The organism is Clostridium sp. MCC344, from assembly GCF_018785365.1.
Taxonomy (GTDB): domain Bacteria; phylum Bacillota; class Clostridia; order Lachnospirales; family Lachnospiraceae; genus Pilosibacter.
This window is the reverse complement of sequence record NZ_WQPQ01000009.1, coordinates 35,118-50,248: the sequence shown is the minus strand read 5'-3', so window position 1 is coordinate 50,248 and position 15,131 is coordinate 35,118. Positions and strand designations below refer to the sequence as shown.

General features: G+C 49.8%; 12 protein-coding genes. All 12 read right to left on the bottom strand.

The annotated features are described in order from the left end of the window. Positions 1–354 precede the first annotated feature (354 nt). The 12 genes from GPK90_RS01940 to metG all read right to left on the bottom strand — a co-directional run bounded on the left by GPK90_RS01940 (position 355) and on the right by metG (position 15,028). The gene (locus GPK90_RS01940) at positions 355–1,227 is read right to left on the bottom strand and encodes a B12-binding domain-containing radical SAM protein (RefSeq protein WP_215702008.1); all 873 of its coding nucleotides are present in this window, start codon (positions 1,225–1,227) and stop codon (positions 355–357) included. Between the two features lie 20 nt (positions 1,228–1,247). Next, positions 1,248–2,792 carry an ATP-binding protein gene (locus tag GPK90_RS01935; protein WP_215702007.1) on the bottom strand — a complete coding sequence of 515 codons (1,545 nt, stop codon included), beginning with the start codon at positions 2,790–2,792 and terminating at the stop codon, positions 1,248–1,250. Positions 2,793–2,987: 195 nt separating this feature from the next. After that, positions 2,988–4,352: a vWA domain-containing protein gene (locus tag GPK90_RS01930; RefSeq protein WP_215702006.1), complete on the bottom strand. Its 1,365-nt coding sequence runs from the start codon at positions 4,350–4,352 to the stop codon at positions 2,988–2,990. A 17-nt stretch (positions 4,353–4,369) separates the two neighbouring features. After that, positions 4,370–5,305 carry a leucine-rich repeat domain-containing protein gene (locus GPK90_RS01925; RefSeq protein WP_215702005.1) on the bottom strand — a complete coding sequence of 312 codons (936 nt, stop codon included), beginning with the start codon at positions 5,303–5,305 and terminating at the stop codon, positions 4,370–4,372. Positions 5,306–5,423: 118 nt separating this feature from the next. After that, positions 5,424–6,827, bottom strand: coding sequence for an MATE family efflux transporter (locus tag GPK90_RS01920; RefSeq protein ID WP_346011199.1), 1,404 nt, complete (start codon positions 6,825–6,827; stop codon positions 5,424–5,426). A gap of 140 nt (positions 6,828–6,967) precedes the next feature. Next, on the bottom strand, positions 6,968–7,954 hold the full coding sequence (locus GPK90_RS01915; RefSeq protein WP_118532211.1) for a diaminopimelate dehydrogenase: 987 nt from the start codon (positions 7,952–7,954) through the stop codon (positions 6,968–6,970). Positions 7,955–8,191: 237 nt separating this feature from the next. Beyond that, the gene (locus tag GPK90_RS01910) at positions 8,192–9,505 is read right to left on the bottom strand and encodes an MATE family efflux transporter (RefSeq protein WP_117503785.1); all 1,314 of its coding nucleotides are present in this window, start codon (positions 9,503–9,505) and stop codon (positions 8,192–8,194) included. Positions 9,506–9,607: 102 nt separating this feature from the next. Then, the gene (locus GPK90_RS01905) at positions 9,608–10,300 is read right to left on the bottom strand and encodes an L-2-amino-thiazoline-4-carboxylic acid hydrolase (RefSeq protein WP_215702004.1); all 693 of its coding nucleotides are present in this window, start codon (positions 10,298–10,300) and stop codon (positions 9,608–9,610) included. A 119-nt stretch (positions 10,301–10,419) separates the two neighbouring features. Continuing rightward, positions 10,420–11,286, bottom strand: coding sequence for a 16S rRNA (adenine(1518)-N(6)/adenine(1519)-N(6))-dimethyltransferase RsmA (rsmA, locus tag GPK90_RS01900; RefSeq protein WP_015553982.1), 867 nt, complete (start codon positions 11,284–11,286; stop codon positions 10,420–10,422). A 123-nt stretch (positions 11,287–11,409) separates the two neighbouring features. Further along, entirely contained in the window at positions 11,410–12,186 is a 777-nt protein-coding gene (locus tag GPK90_RS01895) for a TatD family hydrolase (protein WP_252197324.1), read from the bottom strand. A gap of 82 nt (positions 12,187–12,268) precedes the next feature. Beyond that, on the bottom strand, positions 12,269–13,051 hold the full coding sequence (locus GPK90_RS01890; RefSeq protein ID WP_215702002.1) for a TraX family protein: 783 nt from the start codon (positions 13,049–13,051) through the stop codon (positions 12,269–12,271). After that, positions 13,052–15,028 carry a methionine--tRNA ligase gene (gene metG / locus GPK90_RS01885; protein ID WP_021905796.1) on the bottom strand — a complete coding sequence of 659 codons (1,977 nt, stop codon included), beginning with the start codon at positions 15,026–15,028 and terminating at the stop codon, positions 13,052–13,054. Positions 15,029–15,131 lie beyond the last annotated feature (103 nt).

The following is a 15,131-nucleotide window of genomic DNA, read 5'->3' as shown; positions in this document are numbered from 1 at the left end:
TAGATATTTTATGATTGATCTGTCGGACCTGCCGCCACGAGTCTCTTAAGGCGGTCATGTCATGTTCCCGCCACGTTATTTTTAGTCACTCACGCGAGAACGATTCTATTATAACTGTATTGTTCCCGGATTGCAAGGAGTACTGCTATATAAATATGATATACCAAAACCATATATATGGTGAAAAATTCATGATTCAAAACTATATATTGTTGTTTTTTGAATACAATCTACAAGAAGAGTCCCCTCCGGGATCGTTCCGGAAAGCCCTGGAAAGGCATATCCCGCGAGCCATTTTTCTGCCGTTTTAAGCGTCCAGAAAGCCCGCGGGACTGTTTTCTCTGCTCTTCTTACTTAAATATGTCTGCGCCATTCTTCAAGGCGGTAACGCTGTCTTTTCTTTGTGTCCTCCAGTTGTGCCAGCATTTTCGGAATATCTTCGTTAAAAGTTCCCGCAAGCACTACATAGTTGGACGCGTGGTTTGTCCGGAAGATCGTTCCGGGAGAATCAATGTGTGTTAAAAACAGCTCCATTTCCTCCACGATCTCGTCCGGGGTGATAAGTTCCATCTCCCCGCGTTTTACTTCCTCATTCATCTGGGTCCCCTCATAGAGGCGCAATGTCAGGAAGGAGGCATACTCCGGATTCATCTGATTGATCAGCTCCGCCGACTTGATGGCATGTTCCCGGATCCCTTTTCTTCCGCCGAGGCCGGAGATCAGCGTCACAGAGGTCTTGATGCCGCAGCGCTTCAATTTCTGTCCCGCCGCCGCAATCTGGGCCGCCGTCACATCCTTATGGATATGCTCCAGAACACGGTCATCGCCGGATTCCGCTCCGATATAGACCATCTCGAGTCCTGCTGCCGCTAAGACTTTTAAATCTTCCTCAGACTTTGCCAGAACATCCTTTGCAGTCCCGTAAGAGGTGATCCGCTCCACATACGGGAAATTTTTGTGGACATAGGCTAAAAGCTCTAAAAGAAGTTCTGTCTTTACCACCAGTGCATCACCGTCCGCAAAGAATACACGGCTGACATACGGTCCGTAATAATCGCGGCATTCGTCCAGATCCTTCATGATCTCTTCTTTTGTCCGCACTCGGAATTTTTTCACCCGGTACATGTTGCAGAAGGTGCACCGGTTATGGGCACAGCCCACAGTCACCTGAATAATTAAGCTTCTCGCCTCGCTCGGCGGGCGGTATACGGTTCCTTCGTATTCCATATGATCACTTTCCTTTCCAATTAAAATGCCCCAAGTCTGTCCAGCCTGCTCAGAATATCTGCCCGTCTCTCATCAAACAGCAGATTCTTATTGTATTCAAAATATCGTTCACACTCATTTTCCTGTAAGAACCGCACGGCCGGGACGCTGGAGTTCAATTCTGTGATAAACACCACCATCTCCTGACTGCTGCCGAATGTTCCTTCCATGAAATCAAAGGCATACTCCAGTGTCTGTCCGGCATGAGCGCACAGATCCTCAAGTTCTGTCCGTTCGTCACCAAACAGCTCCCGGAACCGGTCGAATATCTCGTCACCACCCGATAAAAGCTCTGCTTTCACAGTCTGAAGGTATCGGTTCATATCCGCTGCGATATCTGCACAGCGATATTTTTCCTGTCTTGTGAGAAGACCGGCTTTCTGTTTCTGCTCGGATGCCGCGGTGAATGCCTCGATCTGATGGGAGAAAATGTTGATCGGAGTCTGCGGCACTGGATTCATCGTTTCTCCGGCCTCCGTTTTATCTTTCAGGCTTCTCTTGAATGCTTTCAGCTCCCCAAACAGCACTTCCAGATAATCTTCTTTCTGCGCATAAGCCTTAAACTCCACATCAAGCTTCGCTAAAATCAGGCTGATGATGGAAAGCTTCTCGTCAAACGGTGCCTTCGCCGCCTGCTCCATCAGGCCCTCATTGCGTTTTCCTTCCAGAACTTCATCGATCTGGTATCTCGCCTGATACTTCTTATATAATTCCAGATAGTTCGCGAAATCTTTTGCGATCCGGGGATGCTCAATGTACTGCACTACAACTTCCCGGTCACAGATAAGATCCACCTTCTCGCAGACCTTTAAAAATCCGGAGAGATCTTCCCACCCACGAGGTGTCGCAAAAATCTTGCCATCCACAGTTGTCTCCACCTGGTAAAAATACTGCGGCTTTGCGGTGAGGAATGACAGGATCGCCGGATGGATATCCGCCTGCTTCGCGTACTCTTTCCAGACCTCAAAATCCGCCTCCACATCGATCTTTTTGATGCGGTCTAAGGTCGCGATATCGAATTCCCGCACGGATTTATTGTATTCCGGCGGGTTTCCTGCTGCCACGATGATCCAGCCATCCGGGATCTTATGATTTCCGAAAGTCTTATACTGCAAAAACTGCAGCATGGCCGGGGCCAGTGTCTCGGACACGCAGTTGATCTCATCGATGAAGAGAAGTCCCTCGGAGAGTCCTGTGTCTTCGATCTTATTGTAGATCGCCGCGACGATCTCACTCATGGTATATTCCGTCACATGGACATTCTTCCCACTGTAAGTCTTCTCCGAGATAAACGGGAGACCGATGGCACTCTGTCTCGTATGGTGTGTGATCGTGTAGGAGACGAGACCGATCCCGCACTCCCGCGCCACCTGCTCCATGATCTGGGTCTTTCCGATTCCTGGCGGACCGATGAGCAGCACCGGGCGCTGCCGCATGGACGGGATCTCGTATTCCCCGTGTGCGTTCTTCGTCAGATACACCTGTATCGTATTTTTAATTTCCTGTTTTGCACGCTTGATGTTCATATCTTTTTACTCCGGTATAATTTTTACAGTCCGTGAACCAGCCTGTCAAACCTTTTACTTTCCGTAACTGTTCAGTACCCCCACAGTTACGCGCAAAAATCCATTCCTAATCGGCTATGCCGATAGGATTTTTGCCTTCCATTCTAAGTTTTCTTACGGTCAGCGCAGTAAATGCGCAGACCTACTGAACAGTTACTATTTTCCATCTAATATTTTCCCCACATCCTCCATCGACTCCGGGTCCAGAATCACCTTCATCGCCCAAGGCGGAACGTCCGCGTCAGTATAATTATCCCGCATAAACACGAAGGCCGTGTCATATGGCGGCATTTTCACCGGAAATGTCCCATATCCGTCCGTAAAATAGAGAAGTCCCCGCAGCCTGCTGAACTTTCCCGCCTTGATCATCTGGTCCACATGCAAAAATGCCGGGCGGAAATCAGTCCCGCCCATGCCATGGAGCTCCATGTGGTCCATGTAATTCCGAAGGTCCTCCTCGCTCTCGATCTTCACATCCTGCCGTACTTTATCATCGCACTGCAAAATGTGGATATTGACCTTCTTAAAGAAGCTCTCCGACTGAGCCAGCACCCCGTAGGTCTCTTCCAGAAATTTCTTCACCAGCTCCCCGGAACATGACATCGAAGTGTCGATAACGACCACAAAATCCTCGATCCGCCGGACTTCCTTCGTCTCAAGGGGCTCGATCAACGGCATATTTCCATATAACTGCATGCCATAATTGTAGAATACATAGTCGAACGCATCCGGATCGATCTGGACTGTCTCCTTCAGCACCGAAAATTTCTGCAAAAACTTCCGGTAATCGTACCGCTCCCGGTTCTCCACCGCCAGCTGATCCATCAGCTCCCTGGAGTCATCCGCCGCCTCGTTGGAAAACGCCTCCATCTCCGCCTGCATCTTCTCCCGCTTGTCATCCCAATCGTTTTTTCGGTTCCGGTTGGGATTCGGAGATTTCTTCTCGTCCTCTTTCTCCCATCTGGAATGATCGTCCCGGCAGAATTCCCGGCAGAGCCGCTCATATTCGATCTCCGAAAGCTCCATCTCCTGCATGGTGTGGTAAATACTCTCAGCATTCAATACCTTGATCTTTTTCCTCAGACGTCCGTAAAATTCCGCCCGCACCGGTGACATCGGCAGATGGACGCACGGCTTGTGGATTCCATCGATCAGGGACTCCACAGCGATATCGCATGCCAGATTCCAGTATTCCTCTGTCCGCTTTTTTCTCGACCATGGGTGGACAAAGAGACAGTGGAAAGTCTCGTGCAGGATCATGCGGTTTACATAAACAGGATTTCTCCGGTACCAGCCGCAGATGTATCCAGTCTCAAATGATAATAAGGTTCCGTCCGTTCCGATTCCCTTGATGCTGTTGTCCGCCACCGGGAACAGACCATTTAAGGCCACGTCGAGAAACCGCATGGAAAGATACAGCTCATTCCTCGCGTTCCGTATGATCTCAACGCCGATCGCCGCCAGTTCTTCCAGCGCGCCCTGCTCTCTCAGGATCGGCGACCATGCCGCATCTTCTCTCATGACGATTTCTGACCTCCTCACAAATCAAAATCAAACTTTTTCTTCTTTACGCCAAACTTCTTCCTCTGGATCTCCATAAACATCCCCAAAAGCTCCGGCAGATGCTTTTTCGAGATCTCCGTGATCAACCCCGACATCTTATCCGCCGTCAGCGGATTCTTTTCCGGTGTTAAATACTGTCCCGCAATCCATTTTATGGTCTCCGCGTCCTCAAGAGTTCCAAGAAGTACCTCATAAAGATTCTCCATAAGAAACTTTTCATATTCCTTTTTCGCGCTCTCCCACAGTCCTTTCGGATACTGCAGCCGGGTCACCGCGATCTTCGATGCCATGAGAACCGATTCCTCTGCTTTTTCATACACAAACATTTTATCATACCTGTCAAATCGGAATTTTCGTCCCTCAAAACAGTAGCGATACTTCTGCCCTGCACCGTGGATATTGGATACCGTGATCCTGGCGGGCGTATTTTCCACCGCCTCGTCGTAGTATTCCGGGAAGATCACACGCGCAGTCTCTGTCTCCCCGCTCTCTTCCTCAAAAGTACTTGAAACCAGCGATGTTCGTTCAAAGTCCGTATCTCTCCCGTCCTGCATTCGATTTTGTCCGCCCTGTATAAACACATGCACTGTGACTCTCTCATTGATCTCCGTCACAAAATCCCTGAGCGCCGACTCTTCATCCACCCCCATATGCACAATCAGACTCCTGATATTCCGGCAGCCCGTAAACACACCGCCGCCGACTTCCCGGAGCGTCCCGTAAAAATGGATCTCCTGAAGCTTCTCACATCCATAAAATTCATATCTTCCGATCCGGGTGAGTGTCCGCGGTAGATAGACTTTCTCCACCGTGCTCCCCGAAAATACCTTGTCTGCCAGCTCTGTCACCGGAAGTCCGCCCAGACTTTCCGGTACCACGCAGACGGCGCCTGGTGCCAAAAGCTTTGTCACACAAGCGCCCCCATTTTTCTCTTTAAATTCAAATTCAACATCCATATTCCAGTTACACTTATTATAATTGTTCAGCAGACCAGCGCAATAAGTTCACAGTCCTGCCGAACAGTTATGCTTATTCTTCAATCAGTTTATTTAACTTTCTCATCGCACTGAACCGGTAATAATATACCAGGAATGCCAGCGAAGTGATACTCCAGCTTAGCGGATAGCTCGTCAGCGTCGTGTACAGTCCCGGATGGACTGCGCCTGCGCCGAATACCCAGAGCACACGCAGGATACAGGTTCCAACACAGATGATCAGCATTGGGATCAGGGCATCGCCCACGCCGCGCAGCGTACACGGATATACGTTGACGCAGATGTAGCAGAACCAGAACGGCACCAGGAAGCGGATAATACTCATGCTCTCCGCCATGACATCCACATCGTTGGTAAAGAGACTGATGAGTACCGGACCTGCCGTAAACATAAATACACCGAGTGCCGCCGTGATGATCGTCGACATGAGAAGTCCCACGTAGGTTCCCTTCTTTAAACGTCTGATCTTGCCCGCACCGAAGTTCTGACCCGCAAAGGTCGTCACGGAGATTCCCATGGCATCCATAGTCATCCAGAAAATACCGTCGATCTTTCCGTAAACCGCCCAGGACGCGATCGTATTCGTTCCGTATCCATTGATGTTTGCCTGAATCAGGATATTGGAGATCGAGTACATCATGGATTGGAGTCCCGCCGGAAGACCGATCTTTATGATCCTCTTTAATAATACCGGCTCCACACGGAGTTCCTTCGGGATAAAACGGTAAGATTCTTTTGTCCGGATCAGCGTTATCATAACGAGTACTGCCGATAAAAGCTGGGACATGATCGTCGCAAGCGCCGCCCCGGCAACTTCCATATGAAAACAGACTACAAACAGGAGATCCAGAGCAATATTGGTCAGGCAGCTCGCCACAAGGAAATAGAGCGGTCTCTTCGAATCTCCCACAGCTCGCAGGATCGCAGCGCCCATATTATAGACCAGATTTCCGATGATACCCAGAAAATAGATCCTGAGATATGTCACAGAATATCCAAGGATCTCTTCGGGAGCACCCATAGCCCGGATTGCAGCCGGAGTGAAGATCTCACCGATCACTAAGAGTGCCACACCGCCGGCCAGCGCCAGACAGAACGATGTGTGAACCGATTTCTGCACCTGCTGGTCTTCCTTTGCCCCATAGAACTGGGATACGACAACGGCCGCGCCGGAGGACATTCCGACGAAGAAACCAACTAACAGGTTGATCAGCGTTCCTGTCGTACCCCCTACCGCGGAAAGTGCTTCTTTTCCAACGAATTTTCCAACGATCATGGCATCTGCCGTGTTGTAAAGCTGCTGGAAAAATGTCCCGAACAGGATCGGAAAGAAAAAGAGCAGAAGCTGCTGCCAGATCACACCGTCCGTGATCCCGTTGTAACCTGCCGGATGATTCTTCTTAAGTGTCATATCTTCACCCTCTACAAAATCCGCCATGCATGGATCCCGTTTGCAGTCTTTTCTGAATGCATGGCAATTGATACTTCCGCCCTGTATCTGTCGGCTGCGGACACAGGGCGGAGGTATGATTGATCAAAGGCCGGCTCTTTCGCCGCCTTTAAAGGTTCTTTTTATGATTACAGGAGATTCTTTCTGAGTTCCTCGCCGCTCTTTGCGGAAAGGTATGCCGGCGGAATGTCAAGAATGGTCTTGCATCCGCTCATTCCCTCCTGTTTCATGCGGAATGCGGCGCGGGCACAGCAAACGATCACGGAGGAAGTGAACTCCGGGTTGGAATCCAGTTTCAGACGATACTCAATCACATGTGTATTCTCCTGATTCCATCCGGTCTTTCCGTTTCTGATCACGAAACCGCCGTGCGGGAGTGTGGAGTGGTCGCGCTTCATCTCTTCCTCGCTGATGAAATGAACCGTTGTGTCATAGTCGGAAAAGTAGTTCGGCATCGTCACGATCTCTTTTTCGATGCGTGCAAGATCAGCACCCTCTTCAGCAACAACATAGCACTCTCTTGTGTGTTTCTCTCTCGTTGTGAGCTCCGGAGTCTCGCCGTTTCTGATTCTCTCCAGTACACTCTCAACCGGAACTGTATACTGTCTTGCGTCCTTCACACCATCAATGCGGCGGATCGCGTCGGAATGCCCCTGGCTTACACCTTTGCCCCAGAATGTATAGTCTTTACCATCCGGGAGAATTGCATTTGCGTATACACGATTTAAGGAGAACATACCCGGATCCCAGCCTGCGGAGATCACTGCTACATTTCCTGCTTCCTTTGCCGCTGCATCGACAGCTGCAAAATGCTCCGGAATTCTCGCGTGTGTGTCAAAGCTGTCCACTACGGTGAAATATTTCGCATACTCCGGTGTCTGCACCGGAAGATCTGTCGCACTTCCGCCGCAAAGGATCAGGACATCGATCTTATCTGTCATATGTTTCGCTTCGTCCGCATGGTAAACCTTTGCGCTTTCGGTCAGGATCCTGACATTTTTCGGATCTCTTCTTGTAAATACTGCCGCAAGCTCCATATCCGGATTCTGTTTGATGGCGCACTCAACGCCGCGTCCAAGATTTCCATAACCCATAATTCCGATTCTGATCGTCATATTGTTCTCCTCTTCTTTCTTTATTTAATGTCGCTATCTCCATTTTACCAATAGGCCGTTATAGTGTCAATTGAAATAAGTTTAACGAATTTGTCTCCTGTTTCTTCCAGATACACCTGCAAAACCTGCCACCGGAAGGTTCTTCTGGGAACACGGTAATGAAAAAAGAAACAACGGAATCCGAAATCCTTTTTCTCAAAGATCCCTGAGTCCGTTGTTTACATATTTTTTAATATATTAATGTTTTTCCCTTTTCATAAGCACAAACGCAACGCCCGCCGTGATGAACTCTGATACAGTCACCGTAAGCCAGATTCCGTCTACACCAAAGAGTGCCGGGAGAAGGAACACGAACACGCTATTTAAGATCACTCCGCGGAGCAGTGTGATCGTTAAAGAAAACCGCGGTCTCACAGTAGACTGGAAATACATTCCGCTGATGATGTTCCACTCGCTGACTAAGAAGCAGAGGAAATACAGCCGGATCGCCGGGACCGCCATTGTGAGGATCTCCGGTGTCGGGTCCAGAAACAGATAGGACAACTGTACCGGGATCAGCATGCCGATCGCAGTGAATATGAAGCCTGCGGCAAATCCGGTCCGGACTCCCAGTTTTCTCGCCTCGCCGACTCTCTTCAGGTTTCCCGCGCCAAAGTTCGCGGAAAGCAGCGGCTGTACTGCCTGAGCGATACCGTTGGAAATGGACGATGCCACAAGCGCGGTGTTTGTGATGATTCCATAAACCGTGATTCCCATCTCTCCCACGTAAGCGAGGAGCTGGCGGTTAAACAGCAGCATCACGAAGCCGTTGGAGATCTCCAGAATAAAGCTTGCGAGCCCATTTCCGAGCACCTCCGGCACCCGTCTCCACACATCGCTAAATTCCAACTTCAAGTGGTTATCTTTCGAGAAAAAATGGCTTGCGAGGATCAGCACCGTGAGTGTCGTTCCGGTGGCTGTCGCCAGCGCCGCACCTCCCATTCCCCATTTCATGATAAAAATGTATACATAATCCAGGATTACATTGGTGACGCCTCCACTAATCACGCCCGCCATGGCAAGCTTCGGCGCACCGTCATTTCGGACGAATGCCTGAAGGAATGAAGACAGGGCAAACATGGGAGCCGCTGTTGTGAGCACAGTTCCGTAAGGCACGGTGTATTCATTTAAGAGTGGGGTATTTCCCATAAAAGTAATCAGAGGGTTGAAAAAGATTCTTCCCAATATCAGAAAGACTGCTGACAGAGCAAGCACCACACAGAGTGCCGCCGTAAAATAACTTCTGGCGCGTTTTTCATCGCCGCGTCCTCTGGAAAACCCAAAGAGAACGCTGCCGCCGACTCCGCACATCATTCCGATCCCGAAATATGTGTTGTAGAGCGGCAGTAAAATATTCATCGCCGCAATACCGGAACCACCGACTCCGCGTCCGATCATCATCGTGTCCGCCAGAATATAAATGGAGGTCACGAGTGTTGCGCTGATGGACGGCACCAGGTAACTGAAAAATACCTGGCGGACCGGGGATTCCAGCATATTGATCTGTTTCATAAGTGTTGCTCCTCAATATTCTTCAAAATGTATTTCGATATACCTTGTTCTTCTTTCTAACAGCAATATTTCAGCAGCTCTTTTTGCAAAGCTGCTGATTTCTTAGTCTGCGATATTAAAATTCGTCCTTGCATATCCTGCCAGCGTGTCTGCCATCTTTTTTCCATACTCTGTGGCAAAATCATCAAGGACTCTTTCAGCGATCCGTGTCCCCTCTTCCCCGAAGATTGCTTCACAGACTTCCCGATATGCCCAGTAGGAGTGAGCGCAGTGGTACTCGAAAGATCTGAGGCCTGCCGGATTTTTTGCCATATTGGACTCCGGCGTCAAACCGGCGTTCCGGATCGTCTGTATACAATAATCATGGTCATGGAGTGTCTGGGAGACCTCATAGCGAATCTCCGGGTTGAAACCTCGGGAAATGGACGCATCCAGGTCCTTACAATAGAGAAGCCCCGCTTCCGGGAGTCCCATATTCTTAAACTGGGTGTGCCACGGACAGACATGGATGTGGATCTGAAAGTCCGGGCTTAAGCTTGTCGTCTCGGACTGGTTTCCGAGTCCTTGTGCTTTCACCTCTTCCGTGTTGACCCATTCACCGTACTGGCAGTATGTCTCATAAGTCAGAGGTTTTCCGTCCCGGATCGCTCGCTGTGCCATCCGACGTCCACGCTGTTCGCCGTAATATCGGGTGGCATGCAAAAATGCCGCCTCGCCGCGGTCACCGAAGATTTCCTTCAGGTAAACATAATATTTTGCCGCGATAAACGCGTGTGACAGTTCTGTAAATCCCATAATGCTTCCTCCCGTCCTATATTCTATTCTTCTGCTTCACCATAGCGCTCTGGCTTGTATACAAAGTCTATGCTGCGGACAGACTCATTTTCCCGCATGACCAGATATCCGCATGCTTCTTATTTCATCTCGCCAAGAATATCCGACAACTGCGCAAACTGTGCAAGGCTTAACGCTTCGCCGCGGATCGTCGGAGTGAGTCCCATCTCTGCGATCGCTGCCGCGATCTGTTCCTTTGTATACGGAAGTTCAGGCGCATTTCCGAGACCGTTCTGCAGCGTCTTTCTTCTCTGATTGAAGGACGCGCGGATGATCTTGAACATCAGGGCAGGATCCTTTACCTCAACTGGCATCTCCTTATGTCTTGTAAGCCGGATCACCGCTGATCCCACATTCGGGCGCGGGATAAAGCAGTTCGGCGGTACGTTCGCTACGATCTCCGGCTCCGCGTAATACTGGACAGCCAGGGACAGAGCGCCGTAATCCTTGGACCCCGGTCCTTCCTTCATGCGGTCCGCAACTTCCTTCTGGACCATGACGGTAATATTGTCGATCGGCACTCCGCTCTCAAAGAGCCCCATGATGATTGGGGTCGTGATATAGTACGGCAGGTTCGCAACGACCTTGATCGGCTTTCCGCCGTTGTATTCCTCGGCCAGTGCCTTGATATCGACTCTTAAGATATCCTCGTTGATGACGGTCACGTTGTCGTAATCCGCCAGTGTCTCCTTTAAGATCGGGATCAGGTTCCGGTCGATCTCAACAGCTACAACATGTCCGGCGTTCTCCGCAAGGTACTGGGTCATGGTTCCGATTCCCGGGCCGATCTCAAGGACGCAGTCATTCTTTGTGATTCCAGCTGCGGAGATGATCTTCTCCAGTACATGGGTATCGATCAAAAAGTTCTGACCAAACTTTTTCTGAAACATGAATTCATACTTCTGTATGATCTCTATGGTATTCTTTGGGTTTCCCAGATTCGCCATTTATTTCTCTCTTTCTATTTTTGACTGCGCTTTTGCGCAGGTACTTTTGTTACATGAGTTGCATCTTGTATACAAAATCCGGTAAATGCGTTCCACTGCTGCGGTACTATTGTCCCGAAAATTCTATTCCGTGATCCGGTACATCTCCCTCGCGTTTTTCGTTGTCTCCCGGATGATCTCTTCCTTGGAAACACCCTTGATCTCTGCCAGCTTTTCCACTACATACGGAAGATTTCCAGAGAAATTTCGTTTTCCCCGGTTTGGCACCGGGGTCAGATACGGACAGTCCGTTTCCAGAACGATCCGGTCGAGCGGCGCATATTCTGCCACTTCAATCAGTTTTTTCGCGTTTTTAAAGGTCAGGACTCCGCCGATCCCGATATAATATCCCATATTCAGGTATTCTCTCGCCATCTCCACTCCGTAGGAAAAGCAGTGGATCACGCCGCCGGTGGCACCATTATGTTCTGCCTTCATGATATCCAACGTGTCCTTCGCCGCGTCCCGGCTGTGGATGATCACCGGGAGTCCCGTCTTCTTTGCGACCTCAAGCTGCGCCGAAAACCAGTGTTTCTGGATCTCCCGTTCCGGCTCGTCCCAGTAGTAGTCAAGACCGATCTCACCGATCGCCACAACCTTCGGGTTTTCTGCCAGAGATTCCAGCCATTTCATGTCCACATCCGTAAGCTCCGCCGTCTCGTTCGGATGCACGCCCACCGCCGCATACATGAAGGGATGCGCCTCGGCCAGTGCCAGCGTTGTCTTTATTGACGCGATGCTCGCTCCGACATTTACAACGGTTCCGATTCCCTGTTCTTTCAGTCCCGTGAGCACTTCCTCCCGGTCCGCGTCAAATGCCTCATCGTCGTAATGGGCATGTGTGTCAAAAATATAGTCCATTCTTTCTGTCCTCAAGTCATATGTCGTTTTCTTTTTCATCCGGAGTCGGCATCCGTAAGACTTTTTTGCACCATCTCATTTTCTACAGTCCCACAGCCATCTTGATTCCCCGGATCACCAGCAGATGCAGCGGATAAAACAGATAGAAAATCCTTCCGTTTCCACCGCCTTTTTCTCCATTGTAACGGTTTATCAGGAAAATTGCAACGCAAGCCGCAGCGCCATAGAAATCCATATACATGCAAAATAAAAATACAGCGCAGACAGCCGTGCGAAGCTGTGGTTCCGTGCGCAATGTATACAATATAACGATCAACAGCACGCCCATAAACCCATAATCCGTCTTCAGATAATAGGCTGCCAGTCCGAAAGGAACCGCCGCCAGAACCCGGATATACCGCTCATATTCCAACGGAAATCTCCTCTGGCCTACCGCCTTCCTGCCGCCATCTCCTGTTTTTTCCCGGTTTCCGTATGACACTCCAGATCCGGTCCCGCAGATCAGATCTCCAGCCCAGACTGCCAGAAGTCCCAGAAGTAATGTGAACACCGTATTCTGATCCGCCGGAAAAAGCCATGTTCCCCCCGCCACAAGATCAAAGGGGATCTCCGAAATAACCGCCAGCAGAAGCAGCCTCAGCGCATACCTTCTCCGGTCCCGCGTATGCGCTGCGCCCTCTGCGATCATAAACGCAAAGAGAGGAAAAGCCACACGCCCCACAAGGCGCATGGCTGTCCCACAGAGACTCCAGGCAGCGCCCGAAGCCAGTTCTGACTGTTCAATAAGCCCAACGGCAGCATGGTCGATGACCATGCTGACCAGAGCAATGTTTTTTAGCTGTTCCGCCGAAAAACGTACCTTCACTTAGCAGACCTCAGAACCGGACTTGATATCCTTTGCCGGTGTCATTAATGCGAGGTTGCCCTCATCATCCTCCGCGCAGAGGATCATGCCTTCCGATAACATGCCTGCGAGCTTCGCCGGTTTTAAGTTCGTAACGACCATAACCTTTCTGCCGACCATATCTTCCGGTTTATACCATGCCTTGATTCCGCTTAAGATCTGTCTTGTCTCAGAACCGATCTTAACCTGGGAGCAAAGTAATTTTTTGGACTTCGGAACCTCTTCACACTTCACGATCTCACCGATCTGGAACTGAAGCTTTGCGAAATCATCATATGTGATCTCCGGCTTCTTCTCAACGTCCATGCCCGGCTTCTCTTCTTCCTTCTTCTCTTCCTGTTTCTCTGCTGCGGCTGCTGCCTTCATGGCCTCAACCTTCTCCATAACGTCCTTGATGTCCATACGAGCAAACAGGATCTCCGGCTTCTCTGTAACCTTGTTTCCGTTCGGGTACAGACCGAAGGTATTCATGTTCTCCAGCGATCTCTTCTCTGTGTTTAACTGAGCGAGGATCTTCTCAGAAGTTTCCGGCATGAAGGAGAATAACAGGGACGCACCGATGGTGATCGCCTCTGTGAGATTGTAAAGAACGGTTGCAAGACGGTCCTTCTTTGCCTCGTCCTTTGCGAGTGTCCACGGAGTTGTCTCATCGATATATTTGTTGCTGCGGCGGAAGATATTGAAGATCTCTGTGATCGCGTCTGCAACGCGGAGCTTGTTCATCTTCTCGTCTACTTTCTTGACCGTCTCAAGAACGGTTGCCTTTAACTCTTCATCCACCGGCTCTGCAGCGCCCTTGTTCTCGACAATTCCGCCAAAATATTTATTTGTCATGGAAACGGTACGGTTTACAAGGTTTCCGAGGATGTTGGCAAGGTCAGAGTTCATGCGCTCAACCATAAGATCCCAGGAGATCACGCCATCGTTCTCAAACGGCATCTCATGAAGTACGAAGTAGCGGACTGCATCTACACCGAAGAAGTCAACGAGCGTATCTGCATAGAGGACGTTTCCTTTGGACTTACTCATCTTGCCGTCGCCCTGTAACAGCCACGGATGTCCGAATACCTGCTTCGGAAGCGGAAGACCGAGAGCCATTAAGAAGATCGGCCAGTAAATGGTATGGAAGCGGATAATATCTTTACCAATCAGGTGAAGGTCTGCCGGCCAGTATTTCTTAAACTTCTCGTCGCTGTTTCCGTCACAGTCATATCCGATTCCCGTGATATAGTTGGTCAGCGCGTCAAGCCATACATAGGTAACGTGCTTCGGATCAAAAGTGACCGGAATTCCCCACTTGAAGGAGGTTCTGGATACGCAAAGATCCTGAAGTCCCGGAAGCAGGAAGTTGTTCATCATCTCGTTCTTTCTGGATACCGGCTGGATAAACTCTGGATGCTCGTTGATATATTCGATGAGCTTCGGAGCATATTTACTCATACGGAAGAAATATGCCTCTTCCTTTGCCGGCTGTACCGGACGTCCGCAGTCCGGGCATTTTCCGTCTACGACCTGGGACGGAGTCCAGAAGGACTCACACGGTGTGCAGTAAAGTCCCTCATAATGTCCTTTGTAGATATCGCCCTGATCATATAATTTCTTGAAGATCTTCTGGACCTGTTTCTCATGGTAATCATCTGTGGTACGGATGAATTTATCATAGGAAGTGTTCATGAGGTCCCAGATCTCCTTGATCTGTCCTGCTACGTTGTCAACGAACTCCTTCGGAGTTACGCCTGCGTCCGCAGCCTTTAACTCGATCTTCTGACCGTGCTCGTCGGTTCCTGTCTGGAAGTAAACGTCATAGCCCTGTTCTCTCTTGTAGCGTGCGATCGCGTCTGCTAATACGATCTCGTAAGTGTTTCCGATATGCGGTTTGCCGGATGTATAGGCGATCGCAGTGGAAATGTAATATGGTTTCTTACAGTTTGTACACATGGATTGATTCCTCCTGTTTTTTATCTCTTTTTACGGCTTTTCTCCTGCCGGTCGTTTTTATTGCACAATGACATAAAAAAGAATGTGCTTTGGCACGTTCAGA